Genomic DNA, 22,322 nt, shown 5'->3' with positions numbered 1-22,322 from the left:
TCTTAAACAAGAGGCCGCTTTTTCATCTTTAATCAAGGAGGTTTCTATTTCTTTTCGTACTCTACTACTGCACGTATGAAAGCTTCTGCATTTTCCACTGGAATATTAGGTAGAATACCATGCCCTAAATTCGCGATATACCTCTGTGTTCCAAAGCGGTCAATCATTTCATGAACCATTTTTCGGATCACCTCTGGTGAGGAGTGTAGTCTAGCAGGATCAAAATTCCCTTGTAGAGTCATATTTGGGCCAACCAAAGCTCTAGCGTGCTCTGGGGTTAGGGTCCAATCTACACCTAATGCAGAGGCTTTTGAAAGCGCCATCTCTTCTAGTGCGAACCAACATCCTTTTCCAAAAACAATCACTTGGGTCACCTCACTGAGTGCCTCCACAATACGGTTGATGTATTTCCATGAAAACTCTTGATAATCAGTCGGAGACAACATCCCTCCCCAAGAATCAAAAATTTGAACCGCAGAAACTCCTTTCTCTACTTTTCTCTTGAGATACTTAATCGTAGTTTGTGTAATTTTCTCAAGCAATAGGTGCGCGGCCTCAGGGTGTTGAAAACAGAAGGATTTTGCAATATCAAAGGCTTTGGAGCCTTTCCCTTCCACACAATAGCATAAAATAGTCCAAGGCGATCCCGCAAATCCAATCAGTGGAACTTCATTGTCTAATTTCTCTAAGGTCATCTCGATCGCATCAAAGACATATCCTAAGCTTTCATCCACATCGGGTACTTGAACCGCTTCTACTTGTGCCATCGTACGAATTGGGTTCTCTAACCAAGGACCCACCGATTCTTTCATTTCAAAATTAATCCCCATCGCTTGAGGCACGACCAAAATATCAGAGAACAAAATCGCAGCATCAAGTGGAAACCTGCGAAGAGGTTGAACCGTAATTTCAGAGGCAAGCTCTGGACGTTGACAGCGGGTAAAGAAATCGTATTTCTCCCGTAGCGCAATGAATTCCGGCAAATAGCGTCCTGCCTGTCTCATCATCCAAACCGGCGGTCTTTCCACCTGTTCACCCCTTAGGGCCTTAAGGAACAAATCATTTTTAATCATAATGGGCTTATTTCGTATGCGAAAGTTCTCGAACTAAAACCTTCATCAGGTCTTCGAAATTACTTTCCATACTTGTATTTATCTTGTTTTGAGTATATTTTCTTAATTCTTTTTCGGTGGTGAGACCGATTGAAAACAATTTCTTGTTTTCAAGACTATTGTGCTCAACAAAACTTCGCACTCCACTAGGTGAAAAAAAGACCAACACTTGGTACTCTTGTTCTACTTTTGGATGTAGGAGTTCGGTTTGGTACACCGGAATTTGTCGGTAGCTAAAGTTTTGTAGAGGTAGAGAAGAGTCTAAAATCGTTAGGGATAACGTTCCGCAAAAATGCAAAAACTTTTCCCCTTGAGCGTTCTCGACTAGAAACTCTCGAAGTTCTTGCGCATGGCGCTTTACTTTGTAGGTGCCAAATCCATATTTGCGAAGTGCATTTTTCGTCTTAGGACCCACGGTGTAGATACGATTGTACCGGCGATTGGTAAACACTTCATTAGGTTTAAAACCATTTTCAAAAAAGGAATCTACGCCGTTCACACTCGTGAATATTAAGGAATAATCTATTAAGTCAAAGGGTTCGACTTTAAGAGGGGTCGTTTTAATTACTTCTACAAAATCATAGGAAAACTGATCCCCAAGTGACTTGGCGATCAGTTTTCGATCTAGATTTTTTTTTGTGAAAAGTATATTCATTTCAAAAAACGCTTTATCCTTCCTTATAAAGTACCACCCAATCTTGGTTTCACTTCCTCCATAATTTCTTTTGCACCCGAATTAAGGAAGGTTTGCGCCATCTTAATCCCCTGCTCTCTTGGACTTTCCTTGGACAAGATCTCTTCCAAACCGATGCAATTGCGTCCATCAAGAGTGCATATTCTCCCTTGAAATCGAACGTCTTCTTCAATAATTTCTGCGTACGCGCCAATCGGCGCCGTACAGCCACCTTCTAAAGTTTGAAGAAAGGCTCTTTCTATTTCTACACATATTTGTGTGTCGCGATCGTTTATTCCCTGTAGAATTTCTTTTATCTCTAAATCCTCTGTGCGCGCTGTAACTACAACTACACCTTGCGAGGGTGCGCTTAGCATAAAAGGCAGTTCTTCAAATTCTACTTTTAGCTCCAACCTTGCGAGACCGGCTTTTGAGAAAAGTGTTGCATCTGCCAGACCACTCTCAATTTTATCCAGTCGCGTCTGGACATTTCCGCGAATATCGACAAAGCTCGTATCCGGGAACTGTTCCAACCAAAACGCTCGTCTTCTAAGACTGCTCGTGGCAAGAGTCAACTCTTCAAGTCGCTTGCTTTTTGCTTTTTGACTCCTGACCAAAACATCTTGATGGTAATCTCTTTTTAAGAAAGCTACAAGTTCTAGTCCCTCTGGAAGCAAAGTGGGTACATCTTTTAAAGAGTGCACAGCAATATCAATTTCCTTATTCAAAAGGGCGGTATCAAGATCGCGTGTAAACACACCTGTAATACCCATTTGATAAAGAGGTTGATTTAGTTGCTTATCGCCCTTCGAAAGAATCGGAGTAATGTCTGTTTTAAAATTCCGATTTTGCAAATGCCTCGCCACTTCTCTCGCTTGCCAAAGAGCAAGTGGAGATTTGCGTGTGCCAATTTTAATGCTTTTCATTGAATTCTTTATTTGGTTGTTCCACAAACATTTCGTGCATAAGATCACTTACTTCGTTCGCTCGAGACGGGTTGTCTATGATGTACTTCGCAAAACGATTCGTGATCTTTTGAATCATCTTATCTGTGAGCTCCATATCGTCTACGGCAATATACCGATGCTTTTTATGGATGCTGTGCATCTCATGGCGTTCCATGTTTTTCAACATGGCTTTAAAGTCATGAATTGTGGGAGCAAGCGTCCGCTTCTTCTCCCAATCTATGAAATCACTCGTCATTCCTTTAATAATTTCTTCAGCCTTTGGAATTTCTTTCTTTCGCTGCTCCATGGTTTCTTGTATATGGTTTGAAAGAATATCCACATCCACAAGTTCTACTCCCTTGATTTCTTTCACTTCCGAATCCACATTGTTCGGAATCGAGAGATCAATCACGAGCATAGGTTTTTTTCCAGAAAAATGGGACTTCTTAATAATCGGCGTTTTTGCGCTCGTGGCGACAATTAAAATGTCTGTTTCAAGAAGCTCATTGGAAAAATCCTCAAATTCCACATAGGGAATCTGGTATTTTTGCGCTATTTTCTCTGCAATCTCGTTGGTACGGTTGGCAATCTTTACTTTAGGTTGGTAAATGTGCTTTACCAAATTCTCTACGGTATTCTGTCCAATCTCTCCAACCCCTAGCAAAAGGATGTTTTTTCCAGAGAGTTGGGTTTGGGAATTCAAAATATAATGGACCGCTGCGTAGGATACACTTGCAGCCCCATTAGAAATTCCAGTTTCGTTTTTTATTCGCTTGGAAATCTGAATCGCCGAATTAATCGCTCGTTCAAGATACGGATTTGATTTCGATTTCTCTTTTTTGAATCGATTGTATGCGTTTTTGATTTGACCAATAATCTCAAAGTCTCCCAGAATCTGACTTTCTAGACCCGCCGCTACACGAAACAGATGGTTGAGCGCATGCTTCTCTTTTAGAACTTCTGCATATTTCATAAAATCCGTCAATTCCACATCGACAGATTTGCAATATTGCTCCGCAATTAAAAGGTAGTTAGGAGTGGTGGTATAAATTTCCGTTCGATTGCAGGTAGAAACCACGAAAGCATCGCCCAAGTTTTCCGAATGAATTCGGTCAACAAATTCTTTGACATGCTGGTCAAAAAAAGCAAATTTACCTCTGGTTTTCGCGTCGGCTTTTTCAAAACTGACACTTAACACCGCAAAATTAGAGGTCTGATGTATGTTATTATTTTGTGGCATAGTAAACAAAGGCAAATTTAGGGCTTTTTTAATTAATAAACCCATGACGAAAGTCACTCCGAAATTCCAATTCCTGGATATTGCTAGTAACTCTTTGCCCTGAGTAAACTTTAATAAAACTTTAACCAAATATTGATTGTATCGATTCTTATAATGGGTCTAAATTTATATCTTTGTATCCTTAATATTTTTATCGAAGAAGATGGGTTTATTTGATATGTTCACACAAGAAATCGCAATTGATTTAGGAACAGCTAACACACTGATTATCCATAACAACAAAATTGTTGTGGACCAACCTTCGATTGTCGCTATCGAGCGTCAATCCGGGAAGCCAATTGCCGTAGGGGAACAGGCGAAACACATGCAGGGGAAAACGCACGAGGACATCCGCACGATTCGTCCACTAAAGGACGGAGTTATTGCAGACTTCCATGCCTCTGAGCACATGATAAAAGAATTCATTAAAAAAATTCCTGCCATCAAAGGCAAGCTCATACAACCTGCCCTAAAAATTGTAATTTGTATTCCTTCAGGAATTACAGAAGTAGAAAAAAGAGCCGTAAGAGATTCCGCACAAAAAGTAAACGCAAAAGAAGTTCGCTTAATTTATGAACCCATGGCTGCGGCCATCGGTGTAGGAATTGATGTTCAAAAGCCGGAAGGAAACATGATTATCGACATAGGGGGAGGAACTACGGAAATCGCAGTAGTCGCCTTAGGAGGGATTGTTTGTGATAAATCCGTAAAAATTGCCGGAGATGTTTTTACCAGTGACATTGCTTACTATCTTAGAACACACCATAATCTTTACATTGGTGAAAGAACGGCTGAACGTGTGAAAATCGAGGTAGGGTCTGCCGTGGAAGAACTTGATGTAGACATCGATGACATTCCAGTTCAAGGGCGTGACCTTATTACGGGGAAACCGAAAGAAATCATGGTAGGGTACAAAGAAATTGCAAGAGCGCTTGACAAATCTATTGTTCGTATTGAAGATGCTGTGATGGAAACGCTTTCCTTAACACCACCAGAACTTGCAGCCGATATTTACAAAACAGGTATTTATTTAGCAGGAGGAGGAGCTCTCTTAAGAGGCCTTGCCGACCGTTTGCACCGCAAAACAGGCCTGCCTGTTTTCGTAGCAGAAGATCCTTTAAGAGCCGTAGTAAGAGGAACTGGGATTGCACTTAAAAACATGGATAAATTCAACTTTTTGATTCGCTAATCATACTAATTTGACTTTTTGGGGATGGGATTTTTGTTAAGATTAATTTCGAAGAATGCACTGTTCTTCTTTTTTCTGGTCTTGCAAGTAATCGCACTTGTCCTAGTGTTTACCCGCAATTCTATGCAACAAAGTTGGATTGCCGGACAAACCACTGCATTCAATTCGACGGTCTCTGGATTTGTCGACGAAGGGACTTCCTATTTGAAACTAAAGCAAATTAACGATCGCCTTGTCGCGCAGAACAAGTCCCTACTCCAAGAGCTTTATGGGAACCAGAATGCGGACCCTGCGATTCTTAAAACGATCCGAGATACGACCGGAATTGCCCAAGCTTACACCATTGTGGATGGGGATATCGTATACAATAGCATCAATCGACAGGATAACTATTTCACAATCAACCGAGGCAAACTTCATGGGGTTAAACCTAAAATGGGAGTCATTGCTCCCAAAGGGATTGCAGGCATAGTCGTGAATACGACAGATCACTACGCTTTGGTTCAGTCTGTTTTAAGCACAAACAAGATCAAAATTAATGCAGCGTTGAAAAACTCACAATATTTTGGAACCCTCACCTGGAGAGGTGAAGATTCTAGAATTATGCATTTGCAAGACGTTCCAAAATACGTTCCTTTGCTCGTGGGAGACACCGTAGTAACCGACGGAAAATCCGCCATCTTCCCTCAAGGGGTAATGATTGGCACCGTGGCCGGTTACCAAGTAGACCGCAAGACGGGATTTTGGGACATCGCCGTGGAGCTCAGCGAAACCATGGGGAATTTGAATAAGATCTATATCGTTGAGAATCTAAAGAAAGTAGAAGTTGCAAAAATTCAGGATACCCTAAAAGTACAAATGTCAAGAGATGATTAGTAGAAGTATTTTCACCGACATTCTTTCCATTGTCGTGCTCGTCGCACTTCAAATCTTTGTGCTAAACCGAATTACTCTGGCCGGAAAATATACCCCTGTCCTATATCCGGTCTTCGTCATGTTTTATCCTTTCTTTCGAAACAAGTACCTTTTTCTTGTTTCAAGTTTTATCTTAGGGCTTTGCATTGACGCCTTTTTAGGAACTTGGGGAATTAATGCCTTCGCCACCACGCTGATCGCGTATTTTAGGACGATCATCTTTCGAACCTCCACAGATACCTCCACAGATTTCTTCTCTTTTCAAACCTTGCAATGGAGTCAATTCCTCTTCTTTATTTTTTCAAGTATCTTTGTTCATCAGTTTACCGTTCAAACCATTGAATTCTTTAAATTCTCTCGAACGATAGAAATTTTATTAAACATTTTAGCAAGCAGCTGCATTTCGTTTGTCTTTATATTGATATACGCTTTGGCTTTTAGAATCAAACAAAAAGTGTGAGGTCCCAGTATTTAAAAATTTCTCTTTTTCTCCTTTTTCTCGTTATTGTCTTTATAGCGAGGCTTGCGTACTTACAACTTTTTACCGATCGGTACGCCCTAAATGCCGCCAATACTTCCATTAAAAAGGAATACATTATTCCTCAAAGAGGGGTTATATTTGATCGCAATGGGAAAATACTCGTGGGCAATCAACCTTCTTACGAAATCTCTTTCACTCAAGCGCTTTTAAAACCTGATTTTGACACTCTTGGGTTCTGCCAGTTAATGAAGATCAGCAAACCTCGATTTATTTCGATTCTTGATTCGGTCAAAAAAGAACGCTACTATTCTCGAATGACTCCCATCACCTTTAAGAAAAACATTAGTCGGGACGAAATTGCTAGAATTCAAGAAATCATTTTTAAATACCCAGCCTTTAGCATCATAGAAAGGCCACAGAGACAGTATGAAGTGGGTACTTCCGGAAACTTATTAGGATACACCAACGAGGTTAATGACAATGACATTAAGAAAGACTCACTTTATTATTTACCGGGAGACAATATCGGAAAATCAGGGGTTGAAAAATCGTATGAAAAGGTACTCAGAGGAACCAAAGGAATCCACTATATTCAAAAAGACATTCGACTTCGAAACATCGGTCCCTACAAAGACGGAGATCTTGATGTCGATGTCGTGACTGGAAAAGACTTAACTCTCACCATCGATTACGACCTGCAACGAATTGCAGAAGAAATGATGGTCAATAAAAGAGGGGCCATTGTGGCCTTAGATCCAAACAATGGAGAGATTTTAGCCCTCGCAACGGGGCCGGATATCGATCCGAATTCTTTCACCGGACCTGGCAAATCCAAACAGATTAATGCGCTACTAAACGACACGTTTAACAAGCCCATGTTTGACCGCTCCACCCAGTCTGCCCATATGCCCGGCTCTACTTTCAAAATGTTTACCGCACTCGCTGCCATGCAAATGGGAGTTATGGATGAAAATACTATTTTCCCATGCGGAGGAGGATTCAACTACAAAGGTCTTCGGATTCGAGGTCATGGAGGAGCCGACCCCTTAATCCCCTCCATTCAGGTCTCCAGCAACTGCTATTTTTCATATGCTTATCTCGCCATTGTCAACAAATACCCTGGCAACCCTTCAAAAGGCGTAAACGAATGGAAGAAAATAATGGAAAGCTTTGGCTTTGGCCAATACCTTAACAACGATTTAGCCACAGGAGCCAAGGGACAAATTCCTAGCGGTGAATTTTACGAAAAACGAGCAAAAACGAAAGTTTGGAGTCCACTTTCCACAGGAGCCATCTTTAATGGAATGGGACAGGGCGATGTCATGCTTACGCCCCTTCAATTGGCCAATGGAATTGCAGCCATTGCTAACAAAGGATTCTATTACACGCCCCATATCGTCAAGTCCATTGACGGCAAACCAAATCCGGATCCCCGATTTAAGGTAAAACATAAGACCCTAGTGGATCCCAAACATTACGATCCGATTTTAAAAGGAATGGAACAGGTGGTTTTAGCCGGTACCGGACGAGGATTAAAGTCAAATGAATTTACGCAGCTTGCGAAAACGGGAACGGCCCAAGTACCGCAAGGGAAAGACAATTCCGTATACGTGTTAATTGCGCCCAAAGAAAAGCCGCAAATTGTGGTGATCGCCCTAATTGAACATGCTGGCTTCGGCTCCACCTGGGCAGGTCCCGCCAGTACGATCATTGCAGAAAAATTTTTGACAGGTACCATTAAAAGAGAATACCTCTACGACCGCATGATTAACGCGAGCTTTATGGGAGAATACCGTAGACAATGGGTTGAAGAGCAAAAGCGCAAAGGTCTCTACAAAGAACCAAGCAAAGACTCTTTGCAAATTGTTCAGATTCAAGACAGTCTTCGTTTTATCAAAAACAAAGCGCAGCGTGAGAAACTACTCTACCGTCGAGATTCCCTACTCACACGATTCAACGAACGCAAAACTTCTAAAAAGTAGGTTATGAAGTGGACTCAAGGATTAGACAAACTCGGAATTACGCTGTATCTTTTAATCAGCTCCTTTGCCATTGCGAATATCTACAGTGTGGATCCCGCATTAGGTAAAAAGCAATTCCTTTTCTTTTGCATTTCCCTTTTTGTGGGGATCTTGATTTTCATTACCCGAACCAAGTTCTTCGAAAATATGTCAAGTGTTTTTTACCTGCTTGGACTTGTTTTACTTGTAGGGCTTTTCCCTTTTGGAACTGAGATTCTAGGACAGAAGAACTGGTATAGATTCGGAAGCTTTACCATGCAGCCCGTCGAATTTTCAAAGATAGGCACCGCCCTGATGCTTGCTCATTACGTTTCTGGACCCAATTTCAATATCAAGTACGGCAAAAGCCTTCGAACCGCCATTGCGATTGTCGCCATTCCTGCCATTGTTGTATTGGCAATCCCGGACGTAGGTTCTCTTCTCGTCTTTGGCGCCTTTTTCATCGCGCTTTATCGAGAAGGACTAAGCGGTTGGCTCTTTGGTGTGGTGGGTATTCTAGCTGTTGTTTTTTTAGTTTCTATCGCTGTAAACCCTCTCTATGTGGTTTTAGGTCTTTTGCTTTTAACCGCTATTTTAATCTTGCGATACTATGGTAAAATTCGGTGGAACGTTTACACCTTCGCGAACATTGGTGGCTCTCTTGCTGTACTTTCCGCTTTGGCCTTCGCCACACCGAGCGTTTTAGAAAAATTGCCGAAGCACCAACGGGAAAGAATTGAAGTACTCTACAAAGGGGAAAGAGCGTTTCGCGATACTTCAGGATACAACTTACTCTATTCAAAAACAGCCATTGGGTCTGGCGGATTTTGGGGAAAAGGGTACAAGCAAGGCTCCGTTACGCAAGGTAAATTTGTACCGGAACAAGAAACCGATTATATCTTTTGTACGGTTGGAGAAGAATGGGGATTCTTCGGAAGTGCTCTTTTGCTCATCGCATACGCCATCTACATTGCTAGAATTTACTACCTCTCAGAGAGACAGAAAAACCACTTTAACCGAATCTTTGGATATAGCTTTGCTTCCATCCTACTAATTCATTACGCAATCAATATTGGAATGGTGATGGGACTCTTTCCCACTGTGGGGATTCCGCTTCCTTACTTTAGTTATGGAGGCAGTTCACTACTCGCCTTTTCCATTATGACGGCTATCTTTTTTAAATTGAATTACGCGGATAAGAATAGTTTGGTATAATTTTCTACACTTCGAAGAACTAATTCACCGAAAAACCTGAAATCCTACTCATGGGTTATAATTCCTTGGCTACCATCACTTTCTCGTTAATGATATTGTCCCACAGAATTTCTTTGGAGACCGTAAAATAGGAAGGAGATGAGCGAGTTGGTTTCTGTTTAAAGTAAAAGTCGAAAGATCCACCAACAATTCCAAGGTTTTCAATGTAAACAAACCGATCAATTCCACGATGAAGGTCATAACCATCGGTAACATACCATCCGTCCAAAGTCCAAAATTGATAAGCCTCTTTACCCGCTATCTCATATTTCTTCGATAAATAATATTTGTTGGAAAACGCCTGAGGCAAACTTTTTAGTTGAGCGTTCGCTCGAACATCTAATAAAAAAACGGCTCCAGAATCATCTTCCGTAACCACCTTCTTCATGTTAGCAATCGAAATTGGATCTTCCAATATATTTATTACACCAGGACTGGCTACCATAGGAGCGGGCAGCCTCTTGACATGAAATAATTCTGTGAGCGTTTTACTAGGGATGTACTTGCCACTTTCCTCTCGCACTAAAATGATTTCAAAAGTTTTCGGAAATGGGGTTTCTACACTTTCTTGTGCGTAAAAATCAGTGACTAGTTTCAAAATATCCTTTCCTGACAGGATTTCTCCCTTAATATCCTTTAACTCGAGGACATTCTTACTCTTTGTCGGTTCGAGATCAGGTAGCTCTGAGAATAACAGAATAGTGTTTGGGCTCACATAAACATTATGCACCCTGATTTGTTCATCTATATCATAGATATCCTTAGTATCCAAATTAAAAGAATTAACCTTGAAATTTGACTGCAACTCGCTTAATAAAACATATCGCTGTCCAAAAATCAACAAAGGCAAAATGCCAATTAAAATAATGAGAGTCTTTTTCATATCTAACATTTAGTTCCTTGATAATTATTCATTAATGTATTTCGCTCATTTTCATTAATTTGCTTTTGCTGATCGCTCTCTGGTGCAATACCTCTTTTTACTAACGCCTCAATGACATTTAATGGCAAACTACTATAAAACTAGACAATACTTTCTTTAAATCGTGAATAAATAAGCCAAAATTACTATGATCATGATCATAGTAGTACTTAAACACAGGAATACCATTTGGTAATTTTTCACTATAAACAATAAACATGGGATATTTACTGCTAAACATTTCTTGTCCCAACTTGAACATTTCATATCGCAAGAAAGAATGAATTGCTTCGTGAAACATAGTGATTAGGATATACTCTTTTGTTGCATTATTCAACATTTCGTCATTAAGATAAATTGTAGACTTAAATGTATCAAACTCATAACTGCCACTTGATATTTCATATCCATCGATTTCACCTAATCCACTTTTCGCATTAAAGCTAATGTGATACCGATCATTATTACCAAAAGTACTATTTAGCAATTTCGAAATGTCATTTTCTAAATTGGGCAATGATCGTGCAAGTTCTTGTGCACATGGAAACTCATCAAGTTGGTCTGTAATCCTAGATGGTTGTGTTGTTTGACGCACAAAAAAAATTCCGCCTCTAAAAAGGCAGAATTCAAATATTTATTCAAAATTTAATTTTTCACAAGCAAACGGAACCCTTCTCCGTGTACGTTAATGATCTCTAAGCCTTCATCATCGCGCAGTAACTTTCTCAGTTTTGCAATGTAGACGTCCATACTTCGGGCTGTGAAATAGTTTTCCTTTTTCCAGATTTTTCGAAGCGCCAAGTCTCTCGGCATAAAGTCATTTCTATGAATACACAAAAGCTTCAATAAGTCATTTTCCTTAGGGGACAACTTATATTCTAAATCTCCTACTTTCAATTGTCTTAGCATTGAGTCGAAGTACGTATTGCTAATTTTAAACTGTTCCTGTTCTTCATTCTCAATGGTAGAAGAACGTTGTAAGATCGCTTTAATCTTGTAAAGAAGCAGTTCGGTATCGAAAGGCTTTGTGATGTAATCGTCTGCGCCGATTTGGTATCCTTTTAAAATATCTTCTCTTAAATTTCTTGCGGTCAGAAAAATAATGGGCGTAGACTTATCAATTTTCTTGACGTCTTCCGCTAAGCTAAATCCATCTTTCTTTGGCATCATGACATCAAATATGCAAATGTCAAATTCATTCTCCGTGAACTCTTTTAACCCCTGCTCTCCGTCCGTAGCGAGCGTAACTTCGAAGTTATTAATCGTCAGGTAATCCTTTAGTACGGCACCAAAACTTTGGTCGTCTTCTACTAATAAAATTCTATTGCTCATATTCTTACTATTTTGTGATTGTTTGATTATAAATTGATTTTCTATTAAACCATGGGCAGCTTTACCGTAAAGCTAGATCCTTTTCCGATCGTGGATTCCACGTGAATACTTCCTTTGTGAAGCTCTACAATTTTCTTTACATACGAAAGCCCTAGTCCTTGCCCTTTGACATTATGAATGTTTCCCGTTTCTTCGCGGAAGAACTTCTCAAAGATTTTTACTCTATTCACCGTTTCCATGCCCATTCCTTTGTCTTGGATTTCTATGACATAAAAGGAGCCTTCGTTTCGGGTTCGAACCCAGATTTTGGGGGCTTCAGGAGAATACTTATTTGCATTGTCAAGTAAATTCACGAGCATATTGGAAAGGTGAAACTCATCAATTTTAAAAGTAAAATCGGTGGCTTCAAATTCTTGAATAAGCGCTCCTCCTCTTTCATGCACAATAAGTTCAAACGATTGAGTGATCTTCTGGATTAGACTTCTTACATTGGTTTCCTTGAGGAACAATTGAACTTCGTTACGTTCTAATTTAGACATATTTAGAACGTTCTCCACCTGCTTTTTCATGCGCAAATTCTCCTGCTTTATAAGCTGCGAATAGTACTTTACTTTCTCGGGAACACTTGCGATTTTATCATTTGCCAGCGAGTCTGTGGCCACGGAAATAGTCGCAAGTGGAGTTTTGAACTCATGCGACATGTTGTTAATGAAATCCGTTTTAATGTCCGCAATCTTCTTTTGCTGCATCATATAATTGATGGAGGTTATATAGATTCCTAGGATGGTCAGAAGGGACAAAAAAGTACCTAAAAGCATAGGAAGATTGTTTTTCACGAGCGAGAAGTTCTGCCTAGGAAACACAAGGGAAAGTGTATATAAGGGTTGGTCATCCGCATCGCGAAAAAGCACTTCTTCGTACTTTGCATTCTGCGTTTGCGTTTCGTAGTTTACATTAGCGATGCTGGTCACGTTTCCGCTTTTGTCAAAAATTCCGTAGCCGAAATCGATTTCGATTCCGTGGTTTTTTAAAGATTTTCGAACGAGCGAATCAATCGCCTTTGGTTCTACCCTTTTTTCGATAGGACGGTTATTCCCAACAATACGATAAAATTCTTTTAGATTGTATTCTCCTGAATTAATGGAACTATTCAGCGCGGCTGTTAAAGGCTCGGCATGCGAAGAATCTTTGGTTTGCTTGACGAGAACCTCGTCAGTCCACATCTTGATACGGTTTAAACTATCGCCCGTATTGGCAATCGGTAAATTTTCCCGTTCTATAATATTCTGTTGATACGTGATGGTTCTTTTGGTCGCAGAGTCCTCCGTTTGTTGAATGATTGTGGAGCTAGGTTGTTTACTGTTGGCAACGACTGTATTTCCGAAGTTCTTAAACGTCTCGTTCAAATATTTATCCACCTCCAAATCATTAAGTTCTCTCACGGAACTAACAAGGGAGGCTTCTACTTTGTTCGAGAAATCCTGATCTAACGCACCGTAGTACTCTTTCAACCATTTGATTTGAAGCGTCACAAAAACCACCACTGAAATTGACATCAAGATGGAGATGATAGGAATAAACCGTTGATTCATGAGCTCTTTTTAAGTTTCAATTGTTAAAATTAAACCATTTAACAATATAAATACAAAAAATAGGCCATAAAATTAAGCAAACACTCTTAAAACATTGGTTTTTAACACAATTATTTCAATTACGCCTTAGATAGAGAATCGAGAACCTCCTGAGAAAAGAGATTTTCATCTATAAAATATTGAACGACTGCCTTTTTCATCAAAATCGTCTGCTCGTTTGGCTTGAGTTCAGGCATCTCTTCTTTGGCATTAAAATGAGGATACCCCGCATCGTCGTAATGCGAGAACTCGTAAAACCCATAAGGCTGAAGAAGTCGACATACTGCGATGTGAATCAAATTCAGTTTGTCCTCTTTCGTGTACTTTTGTTTGCCACTTCCCAGTTCTTGAACTCCAATTAAAAACAGGACCGTTTCGATGGCTACGTGAGGTTCGGTATCAAAATTCGTGACAAAGAAGCGTTCTACTTCGCTCCATAATTCATTTTCTTTCATGTGGCTTGTTCTAATTTTAATAAAAAAGCAAATTCTAAAGCTTCTTCTTTTAAGGATTCAAAGCGTCCTGCTGCGCCCCCATGTCCAGAATCCATATCTGTCTTTAGCAGAATTAGATTTTCAGACTGAGTGTGTACTCTTAGCTTCGCAACCCATTTAGCCGGTTCCCAGTATTGCACTTGGGAATCGTTAAAACCCGTGGTCACCAAAAGGTTGGGATAGGGAAGATTCTCAACATTGTCGTAGGGAGAATAGGATTTCATATACTCATAATACTCCTTTTTGTTTGGATTCCCCCACTCGTCATATTCCCCTGTGGTTAGGGGTATGGATGAGTCTAGCATCGTCGTCACAACATCGACAAACGGCACTTGAGCAACAATTCCATGATAAAGAGTCGGTTCTAAATTCATCACGACTCCCATCAAAAGACCTCCCGCGCTGCCGCCCATCGCGTACAAATGACGTGAAGAGGTCATTTCACGTGCAATCAATTCCTTGCTTACGTCTATAAAATCGTAGAAGGTGTTCTTCTTTTTGAGCATCATTCCGTCCAAATACCATTCCCTTCCTAGATATTCTCCTCCACGTACATGAGCAATGGCATAGACAAATCCTCGGTCTAATAAGGAAAGTCTTACGCTTGAAAAGTGCGCATCTACCGTACTCCCATAACTACCGTAGGCATACAAAAGCAAGGGAGTTTCTGTACTAAGCTCTGTATCCTTACGGTACACCAATGAAACAGGAATTTCTTTTCCATCTCGCGCCTTCACCCAAAGTCGACTAGACGTATAATTTTCAATCTTAAACGTAGGATCCATAATTTGCTGCTCCTTCAGCACTGTACTCTCTCGAAGGGACATATCGTAGTTGCAGACCCGGTTCGGATGTGTAAGAGAACTGTACCCGTATTGAAGCTGGTCGGTCTCAAAATCTAAATTAAGACCTATATAAGCACTGTAGGTAGGATCCTGGAAAGGAAGATAATGAGACTCATTTGCTTTTCGATCTACAATTCGGATGAAAAGAAGCCCTTTTCGCCGTTCTTCTACCACGAGGTAGTTTTCAAACACTTCAAACCCTTCCAACAGTGCGTTAGAATCGTAAGGAAGCAACTCTTGCCAATGTTCTTTAGTGGGAGTTAAAACACTTGTTTTCATTAACTTAAAGTTGGTAGCCCCTCCTTCATTGGTTAAAAGGATCCACTCCTGTTTATAAGGTTCGACGCAGTATTCTAATCCGTCTTCACGCGGCTGAATTAAGCTCCAGTTTCCAAGAGGCTCATCGGATCTTAAAAACCAACACTCATCCGAAAGGGTGCTTGAAATACCTAATAAAATATACTCTTGGGATTTGGATTTTTGCACATGCACATCAAAGGCTTCGTCCTCTTCCATGAAAACCAGTACATCCTCAGAGGGATCGGTACCCACCTGATGTCGATACACTCGACTTGCGCGGAGCTGTTCGTCTAGTTTCACATAAAAAACGTGGGTATTGTCTTCGGCCCACACGAGTTTTCCCGTGGTGCTCAAAAGCTCATCCTTAAGGACTTCTCCCGTACGTAAGTTCTCAATTGAAATGGAATAACTACGATCTCCTGCCGCATCCCAAGCATAGCTTACTAACTCATTGTCAGGACTTACTGCTACGCTTCCTATCTCAAAGAACTCATAGCCGAGAGCAAGAGAGTTCACATCCACGATTGTTTCACTCTGCGCGTCAAGAGATCCTTTCCTGCGAACGAAAACGGGATGCTCTTTTCCCTCAAAGTAATGAACGATGTACCAATAGCCATTGAAAAAATAGGGGACCGATTCATCGTCCTTTTTGTACCGACTCTTCATCTCCTCATAAAGCTCATTTTGGAGGTCCTGTGTCGAGGACATCACCTCGTCACAATAAGCATTCTCCTGCTCTAAATAGGCCTTCACCTCTTTAGATTCCCGATCGTTCATCCAATAATAGGCATCGATTCGTAAATCGCCATGCTTCTTTAATTTTTTTTCTATTCTTTGGGCCCTAGGTGCCTGCATCATCTTATTTATGGTCTAAAAGTAACAAAAAACCATCTTATCCAAAGGGAAAAGACGGCTTATTTTAATTTTGAGTTTTATGAACTCTACTTCCCGTTACGAATGTATTTTTCGATGGCCATGGTCATGGACGGGGTTTCCTTCGTAGGTGCCATTAAATTGACCACGAGGCCTAATTCTTCAGCCGTCTGTTGCGTAGTAGTTCCAAACACTGCAATGTGTGTGCTATTTTGCTTAAAATCTTTATAGTTTTCAAACAAAGAACGAATTCCTTGTGGGGAGAAAAACACGAGCATATCATAGTCGTTTACTGGAGTCTGTGATAGATCCGCATAAACAGTACGGTACATAATCGCTCTAGTCCATTCCACTCCAGCCTTGTCCAAGGTGCTAGGTACGTCTGCGTTCAAGACATCAGAAGACGGAAGGAGATATTTCTCGTTTGGGTATTTTTTGAACAGTGGAGCTAGATCCAAAAAGAGTTTTTCCCCAAAACTGATTTTTCGTTTTCTATAGACAATGTGCTTTTGCAAGTAATTGGCTACCGCTTCACTTTGACAAATATAGCGCATGGTATCCGGTACTGAAAAACGCATTTCTTCTGCCAATCTAAAATAATGATCAATTGCATTCTTGCTCGTAAACACAATCCCTGTATACTGACTCAAATCAATTTTTTGTGTCCGGAGCTCTTTTGCATCCACACCTTCCACTAAAATAAAGGGTTTGAAGTCGATTTTAATCTTCTCTTTTTTGGCGATTTCCAAATAAGGAGAAGATTCGTTTGGTTCTGGTTGAGACACCAATATAGACTTTACTTTCATCATTAATTTCGTTTATAAAAAAAGCAACTTCCATAGGGCAAGTATGGGTATAAATTGCAGCGTGCAAATATACAAAATTTTATAATACCACTCTTTTGGAAGAATGTAGTTTGGGTTGAAGGCGTAGAATAAAATTTTAAATAAAAACAGTCCAACCGCCACCAAAAGTGTCACTTGGAGAAACTCCAGTCGCTCGATAAGAAAGTAATAGTTCAAGACCACCGCTCCAATCAGTAAAAAACAAAGAGCCATATAAAATTTGGAAGTCACAAAGTACAAACGCCCCCATTTGCGATCTTGACCTACGCTGCTGTAAAAAAAGAAGGTGAGAAAAAACCGCAAGAAATAAAACAAACTAAAAACAAGAAGTGTATAGCCAAATCGATTCAAAGAAAAACCAAAAATAGAGAGCCGCTCGATTTCGAGAGGTACCATGGGAACGTAAGAGCAAAACAAAGTAGATAACAAGAAGACGTACACAACTGAGATTAGAATCCAAGTGGGAAATATATTTCCAGAATCACTGTACGCCGCAGTAAAAAATCCTTTGAGACCGCGTTCGCGTTGCAAATACTGCAATACGACAATCATCACAAGTACAGAGGCTAAAAGAACCCCGACTACCCAGTCCCTGTTTTCTATAATTCTTACCAAGCCCACATTGTTTTTGCAAAAGTAAGACTATTTTTAAATCCGAAAAAACGCATTTGAAAAATACATTATCTTTGCAAATTAATATGGAAAAACTAGTCATTATTCCGACTTACAATGAGAAGGAAAACATCGAATCCATCGTTCGCGCCGTCTTTGCTTTGGAAGAGAAGTTTGACGTTTTAGTGGTAGACGATTCCTCTCCTGATGGAACCGCTCAAATTGTGGAATCCTTGCAAAAGGAATTTCCTCTTACTCTCCATTTAACCGTTCGAAAAGTAAAAGACGGACTTGGAAAAGCCTACATCCACGGATTTAGATGGGCTTTAGAAAGGAAGTATTCCTATATCTTTGAAATGGACGCTGATTTTTCGCACAATCCAAACGACCTCATTCCCCTATGGGAAGGATGTAAAAATGTGGACATGAGTGTGGGCAGTAGGTATTCTCAAGGAGTAAACGTAGTGAATTGGCCGATGGGACGAGTTCTTCTTTCTTATTTCGCCTCTAAATACGTACAAATCGTTCTGGGAATTCCTGTGCACGATACAACAGCAGGGTTTGTATGCTTTAAAGAAAGCACACTTCGTGAAATTGATTTAGACCGTATTAAATTAAAAGGCTACGGTTTTCAAGTGGAAATGAAATACCGTGTTTTTAAAAAAGGTCTTAAAATCAAAGAAGTCCCTATTATATTTACCAATCGTCTGCTCGGGGAAAGCAAAATGAACGGAGGGATTATTGGAGAGGCTATTTTCGGGATTCTTAATTTGCGTTGGAAATCAATTCTGGGAAGGTTATGAAAAAACTAGGACTCCTTTTTATAGTACTCTTTGCCGCTTCGTGTCAAAAATCGGGCGCCGTCGATAAGCCAAAGAATCTGATTGAACCGGATCAGATGGCTACGATTATTGCCGAGTTTGCGGTCAGCGAACAAGTAAATTACCAAAGCAAAGGAGGGGATTTAGAAACCACCTCGCGCTATGTGCTTGCTTCCCAAAAAGTAAGCGCCACAGAGTTTCAAGAAAGTTATAATTATTATATTGCTTCCCCTAGGGTACTTGAAAAAATCCTTGTGCAAGCACAGCAAATCGTAGCGGAAAAAGACCCCAAAGCGAAAAGCTATATTGAGAAAAAATTAAAAGAAGTAGGCTCAGTGCCTATTTTTGCAAGATAAATTATGGGAAAACCTTTTTTTCAAATTGAGAAAAAATCAGAAAGCAAAGCTCGAGCGGGCCTTCTTTCCACAGACCATGGCGAAATCCAAACGCCAATATTCATGCCTGTGGGCACAGTGGCCTCCGTGAAGACGGTGCACCAAAGAGAACTTAAAGACGACATTAAAGCGCAGATCATACTGGGCAATACCTACCATTTATATCTTCGTCCTACGATGGACATCATGCAAAAAGCAGGAGGTCTGCATCAGTTTATGAACTGGCAAGGTCCTATTCTTACCGATTCTGGAGGATATCAAGTTTTTTCTTTGTCCAAAAGTAGAAAGATGTCGGAAGAAGGCGTGCAATTTAAATCGCATATTGACGGAAGCCTTCATTTCATATCCCCTGAAAAATCAATGGAGATCCAGCGACAAATTGGAGGAGACATCTTTATGGCCTTTGATGAGTGCACTCCGTATCCTTGTGAGTATAACCAAGCAAAGGAGTCTATGGAAATGACCCACCGTTGGTTAAAGCGATGCATTCAATGGGTGGATCAAAACAAAGAAATTTACGACCACAAACAGCGACTTTTCCCAATTGTGCAGGGATCCACCTACTCAGACCTAAGGAAAGCTTCAGCCGAATTCATTTCAGAGCAGGGAGCTGAAGGAAATGCCATAGGAGGACTCTCTGTGGGAGAACCTGAGGAGGAAATGTACCGTATCACAAACGAAGTGACGGACATTCTTCCTATAGAGAAACCCCGCTACCTAATGGGCGTAGGTACGCCATGGAACATTCTTGAGGCCATCGGTCTTGGAATTGACATGATGGACTGCGTGATGCCGACTCGGAATGCTCGAAACGCGATGCTTTTTACATGGAACGGTGTGATGAACATGAAAAACCAAAAATGGAAGGACGATTTTTCACCCCTCGATTCTTTTGGAACTAGCTTCGTCGATAAGGAATACTCCAAAGCCTACGTAAGGCATCTTTTTGTTTCGAAAGAATATTTAGGCAAACAGATTGCTTCAATTCACAACCTCGCATTCTATCTTGATCTCGTTCGTGTGGCAAGAGAACACATCGTGAAAGGGGACTTCTATTCCTGGAAAGATTCCATACTTCCTAATTTAAAACAAAGACTCTAGTTTATTTATGACCATACTAGACAAATATATCATCAAAAAGTACTTAGGGACGCTCGGGTTCATGCTTTTGCTACTCTCCTTAATTGTAGTGGTAATCGATGTGCAATCTAAATCTCCAAGAATTGAAGGAAATGGATTTACGGTAGGATATTTCCTGCTTAATTTCTATCCGTTTTGGATGATCTATTTGGTCATTACGTTCATGTCCATTCTCGTGTTCATCTCCGTAATTTACTTCACCTCTCGACTGGCCAACAACACCGAAATTGTAGCTATCATAAGCAGTGGCGCAAGTTTCCACCGGTTTGCTCGTCCTTATTTTATTGCCTCGGGGGTGATTGCCATTTTTTCCTTAGCAACAAACCATTTTGTTTTGCCTTGGGCAAACATTCAAAAAAACAAATTGGAAGTTTATACCATGGGGGACACTTCTAAAGAGAAAATCCTAGGCAACGTGGAAATAGCGACTCAGCTCTCCCCTACCACCTTTATCTTTATTCACAATTACAACCGGAAAGAAAAACGAGGGTCTAGCTTTTTGTATCAAAAATTTGATAAAAACCGCAAATTGATTGAAGAAATTTCTGCGAACGAGATCTTTTGGGATGCCAAAAAGAACAAATTCACGATCACGAGTTATTTGGAGAGGAAAAGCGGCCCAAAACAGACAGAAAAAATATCGAACGGGGATTTGAAAGACCTGAATTTCGGCTATCCGCCGGAAGAGTTGTTTCCGGACGAATACTTAGGACAAACCAAAACTACACCCAAACTTTTAAAACTAATTGAGCAGGAGAAAAACAAAGGAAACAAAAATTTAAATTACTTTCTAAACGAACTCTACCTAAGAACTTCCATGCCCGTTTCCATTATCATTCTGACGATTCTTGCTCTTTCTCTCGCCTCGCAAAAGAAAAGAGGAGGTCTTGGTGTCAATCTGGCTATTGGAATCTCCCTTGCATTTGCTTTTGTATTCTCCTTTGAAGCCCTGAAGGTCGTTTCTCAAAACAATGTGCTTCCTCCTGTGGTAGCCATGTGGCTTCCGAATTTACTGTTTGGACCGATGGCCCTTATCCTCTATTTTAGAAGAGCGAATCAATAAAGCATTTTGATTTCTTTGTGGTAAAACCGCCTCATTTCGTCCTTTTCTAAATCCACCAGGAGCCCTCCCTCGAGGTCTGCCTCTTTGATTATGCCATTTTGGCGCAAGCCTTGAATTTCAAAAACACTAACCTCGTCTTTTTTGAACAAATGAGCATTGTAAGATTCTAGAATAGCCTCGCTACTCGGCCATTTTTGTAAGTTCTGAAAAAGGTACTCATTTAGCAATTGCGCGGTCTCATGCAAGTCGAACTCCTGCCCAGATTGCGTCCATAAGGAGCCTGCCGAGGGTAAAGCTGTAAAATCTCTTTGGCGAACATTGATTCCGACACCGAGTATATAATATCCCACTTTACCAATCCGTCGTTTTTCAATGAGCATCCCTCCCACTTTCTTCTTGTGTAGAATTAAGTCGTTTGGCCATTTGATCAAAGTATCCGATTGGGTCAATTTGGCAAGAAACTGCCGAAAGGTTTCCGCGGTATGATAATTGAGCAAATTCTCACTAAGTGCGAGCATCTGCTCGGGAAGTGCGAGAGAAAATGCCAGGTTTTGATTCTCCTGAGTTTCCCACGAATTGCCGTACTGACCGCGCCCCTTGGTTTGATTAAAGGTGTAAACAGCGAGCGATCGTGTAGGTTCCGAAAGGAAGTTTATGATGGCATCATTCGTAGAAAGGCAGGAAGTCAAGTAGTAGAGAGGAAACATTTATGAAACTTTATGAGATTAAAACCCTCCTTGGAGCGCAGAAAGTAAACAAAAAACAATAAATTTGCAGATTAGACCAATTTTTGAATGAGTAAAAATACACAAAAGCAACAACTTATAGACAAAATCGTCGAGGCGATTCAAGATACCAAAGGTGAGGATATCAAAATTTTTGACCTTACTGGCATCGAAAACTCTGTCGCAGAAACCTTCATTCTCTGTAGTGCGAATTCCAACACCCAAGTGAACGCCATTTCTGGCAATGTAGAAAAGAAAGTTCGAAACGAGCTGGGCGAACGTCCATGGCACGTGGAAGGAACCGACAATGCACTGTGGGTGCTTATGGACTATGTCTCTGTTGTCGTGCATGTATTCCAAAGACAAACCCGCGAATACTATGAAATAGAAGAACTATGGGGGGATGCCAAGATTACAAGCATCGAAGATTAATTATTAAAAGGAATTCGTTTCCTACCAAGAAGACCATTAAAA

Annotated in this window: 23 protein-coding genes; 10 read left to right on the top strand and 13 right to left on the bottom strand. The window is 40.5% G+C overall.

Annotation, left to right across the window (positions count from 1 at the left end):
• Positions 1-44 precede the first annotated feature (44 nt).
• Genes hemE through hemA form a run of 4 tightly spaced genes read right to left on the bottom strand, consistent with a single transcriptional unit; the run spans position 45 to position 3,972 of the window.
• On the bottom strand, positions 45-1,073 hold the full coding sequence (hemE, locus tag ACX3PZ_RS03420) for a uroporphyrinogen decarboxylase (RefSeq protein WP_459083138.1): 1,029 nt from the start codon (positions 1,071-1,073) through the stop codon (positions 45-47).
• A gap of 7 nt (positions 1,074-1,080) precedes the next feature.
• On the bottom strand, positions 1,081-1,767 hold the full coding sequence (locus tag ACX3PZ_RS03415) for a uroporphyrinogen-III synthase (RefSeq protein ID WP_459083136.1): 687 nt from the start codon (positions 1,765-1,767) through the stop codon (positions 1,081-1,083).
• Between the two features lie 23 nt (positions 1,768-1,790).
• Positions 1,791-2,711, bottom strand: coding sequence for a hydroxymethylbilane synthase (hemC, locus tag ACX3PZ_RS03410; protein WP_459083134.1), 921 nt, complete (start codon positions 2,709-2,711; stop codon positions 1,791-1,793).
• Positions 2,698-3,972, bottom strand: a complete 1,275-nt coding sequence (gene hemA / locus ACX3PZ_RS03405) for a glutamyl-tRNA reductase (protein WP_459083132.1) — start codon at positions 3,970-3,972, stop codon at positions 2,698-2,700. The genes hemC and hemA overlap by 14 nt, the downstream gene beginning before the upstream one ends.
• A gap of 202 nt (positions 3,973-4,174) precedes the next feature.
• Between hemA and ACX3PZ_RS03400 the strand changes: the two genes are divergently transcribed.
• The 5 genes from ACX3PZ_RS03400 to rodA are packed head-to-tail and all read left to right on the top strand — an operon-like array spanning position 4,175 to position 9,811.
• Positions 4,175-5,200, top strand: coding sequence for a rod shape-determining protein (locus ACX3PZ_RS03400; protein WP_459083130.1), 1,026 nt, complete (start codon positions 4,175-4,177; stop codon positions 5,198-5,200).
• A 24-nt stretch (positions 5,201-5,224) separates the two neighbouring features.
• Positions 5,225-6,076: a rod shape-determining protein MreC gene (mreC, locus tag ACX3PZ_RS03395; RefSeq protein ID WP_459083128.1), complete on the top strand. Its 852-nt coding sequence runs from the start codon at positions 5,225-5,227 to the stop codon at positions 6,074-6,076.
• A complete protein-coding gene (mreD, locus tag ACX3PZ_RS03390; RefSeq protein WP_459083126.1) occupies positions 6,069-6,575 on the top strand; it encodes a rod shape-determining protein MreD in 507 nt (168 codons plus the stop codon). Before mreC ends, mreD begins: the two co-directional genes overlap by 8 nt.
• On the top strand, positions 6,572-8,578 hold the full coding sequence (locus tag ACX3PZ_RS03385) for a peptidoglycan D,D-transpeptidase FtsI family protein (RefSeq protein WP_459083124.1): 2,007 nt from the start codon (positions 6,572-6,574) through the stop codon (positions 8,576-8,578). The genes mreD and ACX3PZ_RS03385 overlap by 4 nt, the downstream gene beginning before the upstream one ends.
• A 3-nt stretch (positions 8,579-8,581) precedes the next feature.
• Positions 8,582-9,811, top strand: a complete 1,230-nt coding sequence (rodA, locus tag ACX3PZ_RS03380; protein ID WP_459083122.1) for a rod shape-determining protein RodA — start codon at positions 8,582-8,584, stop codon at positions 9,809-9,811.
• 55 nt (positions 9,812-9,866) lie between these two features.
• Here the strand turns inward: rodA and ACX3PZ_RS03375 are convergent, their stop codons facing one another.
• The 8 genes from ACX3PZ_RS03375 to ACX3PZ_RS03340 form a co-directional block, all read right to left on the bottom strand.
• Complete coding sequence (locus ACX3PZ_RS03375; RefSeq protein WP_459083120.1) at positions 9,867-10,733, bottom strand: hypothetical protein; 867 nt, start codon at positions 10,731-10,733, stop codon at positions 9,867-9,869.
• A gap of 118 nt (positions 10,734-10,851) precedes the next feature.
• The gene (locus ACX3PZ_RS03370; RefSeq protein WP_459083118.1) at positions 10,852-11,367 is read right to left on the bottom strand and encodes a hypothetical protein; all 516 of its coding nucleotides are present in this window, start codon (positions 11,365-11,367) and stop codon (positions 10,852-10,854) included.
• A 50-nt stretch (positions 11,368-11,417) separates the two neighbouring features.
• A complete protein-coding gene (locus ACX3PZ_RS03365) occupies positions 11,418-12,104 on the bottom strand; it encodes a response regulator transcription factor (protein ID WP_459111965.1) in 687 nt (228 codons plus the stop codon).
• Positions 12,105-12,148: 44 nt separating this feature from the next.
• On the bottom strand, positions 12,149-13,696 hold the full coding sequence (locus tag ACX3PZ_RS03360; protein WP_459083114.1) for a sensor histidine kinase: 1,548 nt from the start codon (positions 13,694-13,696) through the stop codon (positions 12,149-12,151).
• 119 nt (positions 13,697-13,815) lie between these two features.
• Positions 13,816-14,190, bottom strand: a complete 375-nt coding sequence (locus ACX3PZ_RS03355; RefSeq protein ID WP_459111964.1) for a hypothetical protein — start codon at positions 14,188-14,190, stop codon at positions 13,816-13,818.
• Entirely contained in the window at positions 14,187-16,229 is a 2,043-nt protein-coding gene (locus ACX3PZ_RS03350; RefSeq protein WP_459112743.1) for a S9 family peptidase, read from the bottom strand. The genes ACX3PZ_RS03355 and ACX3PZ_RS03350 overlap by 4 nt, the downstream gene beginning before the upstream one ends.
• A gap of 86 nt (positions 16,230-16,315) precedes the next feature.
• Positions 16,316-17,053 carry a uroporphyrinogen-III synthase gene (locus ACX3PZ_RS03345; RefSeq protein WP_459112742.1) on the bottom strand — a complete coding sequence of 246 codons (738 nt, stop codon included), beginning with the start codon at positions 17,051-17,053 and terminating at the stop codon, positions 16,316-16,318.
• 12 nt (positions 17,054-17,065) lie between these two features.
• Positions 17,066-17,707, bottom strand: coding sequence for a DUF4271 domain-containing protein (locus ACX3PZ_RS03340; RefSeq protein WP_459083110.1), 642 nt, complete (start codon positions 17,705-17,707; stop codon positions 17,066-17,068).
• 83 nt (positions 17,708-17,790) lie between these two features.
• Between ACX3PZ_RS03340 and ACX3PZ_RS03335 the strand changes: the two genes are divergently transcribed.
• Genes ACX3PZ_RS03335 through ACX3PZ_RS03320 form a run of 4 tightly spaced genes read left to right on the top strand, consistent with a single transcriptional unit; the run spans position 17,791 to position 21,123 of the window.
• Positions 17,791-18,507, top strand: a complete 717-nt coding sequence (locus ACX3PZ_RS03335; protein WP_459111963.1) for a polyprenol monophosphomannose synthase — start codon at positions 17,791-17,793, stop codon at positions 18,505-18,507.
• Positions 18,504-18,881 (top strand): DUF4296 domain-containing protein, encoded by a 378-nt coding sequence (locus ACX3PZ_RS03330; RefSeq protein ID WP_459111962.1) that lies wholly within the window; start codon positions 18,504-18,506, stop codon positions 18,879-18,881. Before ACX3PZ_RS03335 ends, ACX3PZ_RS03330 begins: the two co-directional genes overlap by 4 nt.
• Before the next feature lie 3 nt (positions 18,882-18,884).
• Positions 18,885-20,021, top strand: a complete 1,137-nt coding sequence (gene tgt, locus ACX3PZ_RS03325) for a tRNA guanosine(34) transglycosylase Tgt (RefSeq protein ID WP_459111961.1) — start codon at positions 18,885-18,887, stop codon at positions 20,019-20,021.
• A 7-nt stretch (positions 20,022-20,028) separates the two neighbouring features.
• A complete protein-coding gene (locus tag ACX3PZ_RS03320) occupies positions 20,029-21,123 on the top strand; it encodes an LptF/LptG family permease (protein WP_459083102.1) in 1,095 nt (364 codons plus the stop codon).
• On the opposite strand, the gene ACX3PZ_RS03315 is transcribed toward ACX3PZ_RS03320, so the two are convergent.
• Positions 21,117-21,830, bottom strand: a complete 714-nt coding sequence (locus ACX3PZ_RS03315) for a biotin--[acetyl-CoA-carboxylase] ligase (RefSeq protein ID WP_459083100.1) — start codon at positions 21,828-21,830, stop codon at positions 21,117-21,119. The genes ACX3PZ_RS03320 and ACX3PZ_RS03315 overlap by 7 nt on opposite strands.
• Positions 21,831-21,917: 87 nt before the next feature.
• Here ACX3PZ_RS03315 and rsfS point away from each other — a divergent pair, with 87 nt between their 5' ends.
• Positions 21,918-22,280 carry a ribosome silencing factor gene (gene rsfS / locus ACX3PZ_RS03310; protein WP_459083098.1) on the top strand — a complete coding sequence of 121 codons (363 nt, stop codon included), beginning with the start codon at positions 21,918-21,920 and terminating at the stop codon, positions 22,278-22,280.
• The last annotated feature ends 42 nt before the right edge of the window (positions 22,281-22,322 follow it).

This window comes from Chryseobacterium sp. A321, from assembly GCF_054489265.1.
This window is presented reverse-complemented; position numbering and strand designations above follow the sequence as displayed.

Excerpts from the sequence above, each read along its gene's own strand:
- ACX3PZ_RS03350 (WP_459112743.1), bottom strand. The coding sequence starts at position 16,229 with ATGCAGGCACCTAGGGCCCAAAGAATAGAAAAAAAATTAAAGAAGCAT.
- ACX3PZ_RS03345 (WP_459112742.1), bottom strand. The coding sequence starts at position 17,053 with ATGAAAGTAAAGTCTATATTGGTGTCTCAACCAGAACCAAACGAATCT.
- hemC (WP_459083134.1), bottom strand. The coding sequence starts at position 2,711 with ATGAAAAGCATTAAAATTGGCACACGCAAATCTCCACTTGCTCTTTGG.
- ACX3PZ_RS03330 (WP_459111962.1), top strand. The coding sequence starts at position 18,504 with ATGAAAAAACTAGGACTCCTTTTTATAGTACTCTTTGCCGCTTCGTGT.
- ACX3PZ_RS03375 (WP_459083120.1), bottom strand. The coding sequence starts at position 10,733 with ATGAAAAAGACTCTCATTATTTTAATTGGCATTTTGCCTTTGTTGATT.
- ACX3PZ_RS03320 (WP_459083102.1), top strand. The coding sequence starts at position 20,029 with ATGACCATACTAGACAAATATATCATCAAAAAGTACTTAGGGACGCTC.
- hemA (WP_459083132.1), bottom strand. The coding sequence starts at position 3,972 with ATGCCACAAAATAATAACATACATCAGACCTCTAATTTTGCGGTGTTA.
- hemE (WP_459083138.1), bottom strand. The coding sequence starts at position 1,073 with ATGATTAAAAATGATTTGTTCCTTAAGGCCCTAAGGGGTGAACAGGTG.
- mreC (WP_459083128.1), top strand. The coding sequence starts at position 5,225 with ATGGGATTTTTGTTAAGATTAATTTCGAAGAATGCACTGTTCTTCTTT.
- ACX3PZ_RS03335 (WP_459111963.1), top strand. The coding sequence starts at position 17,791 with ATGGAAAAACTAGTCATTATTCCGACTTACAATGAGAAGGAAAACATC.
- ACX3PZ_RS03415 (WP_459083136.1), bottom strand. The coding sequence starts at position 1,767 with ATGAATATACTTTTCACAAAAAAAAATCTAGATCGAAAACTGATCGCC.
- ACX3PZ_RS03315 (WP_459083100.1), bottom strand. The coding sequence starts at position 21,830 with ATGTTTCCTCTCTACTACTTGACTTCCTGCCTTTCTACGAATGATGCC.
- rodA (WP_459083122.1), top strand. The coding sequence starts at position 8,582 with ATGAAGTGGACTCAAGGATTAGACAAACTCGGAATTACGCTGTATCTT.
- ACX3PZ_RS03360 (WP_459083114.1), bottom strand. The coding sequence starts at position 13,696 with ATGAATCAACGGTTTATTCCTATCATCTCCATCTTGATGTCAATTTCA.
- ACX3PZ_RS03400 (WP_459083130.1), top strand. The coding sequence starts at position 4,175 with ATGGGTTTATTTGATATGTTCACACAAGAAATCGCAATTGATTTAGGA.
- ACX3PZ_RS03355 (WP_459111964.1), bottom strand. The coding sequence starts at position 14,190 with ATGAAAGAAAATGAATTATGGAGCGAAGTAGAACGCTTCTTTGTCACG.
- rsfS (WP_459083098.1), top strand. The coding sequence starts at position 21,918 with ATGAGTAAAAATACACAAAAGCAACAACTTATAGACAAAATCGTCGAG.
- tgt (WP_459111961.1), top strand. The coding sequence starts at position 18,885 with ATGGGAAAACCTTTTTTTCAAATTGAGAAAAAATCAGAAAGCAAAGCT.
- ACX3PZ_RS03365 (WP_459111965.1), bottom strand. The coding sequence starts at position 12,104 with ATGAGCAATAGAATTTTATTAGTAGAAGACGACCAAAGTTTTGGTGCC.
- mreD (WP_459083126.1), top strand. The coding sequence starts at position 6,069 with ATGATTAGTAGAAGTATTTTCACCGACATTCTTTCCATTGTCGTGCTC.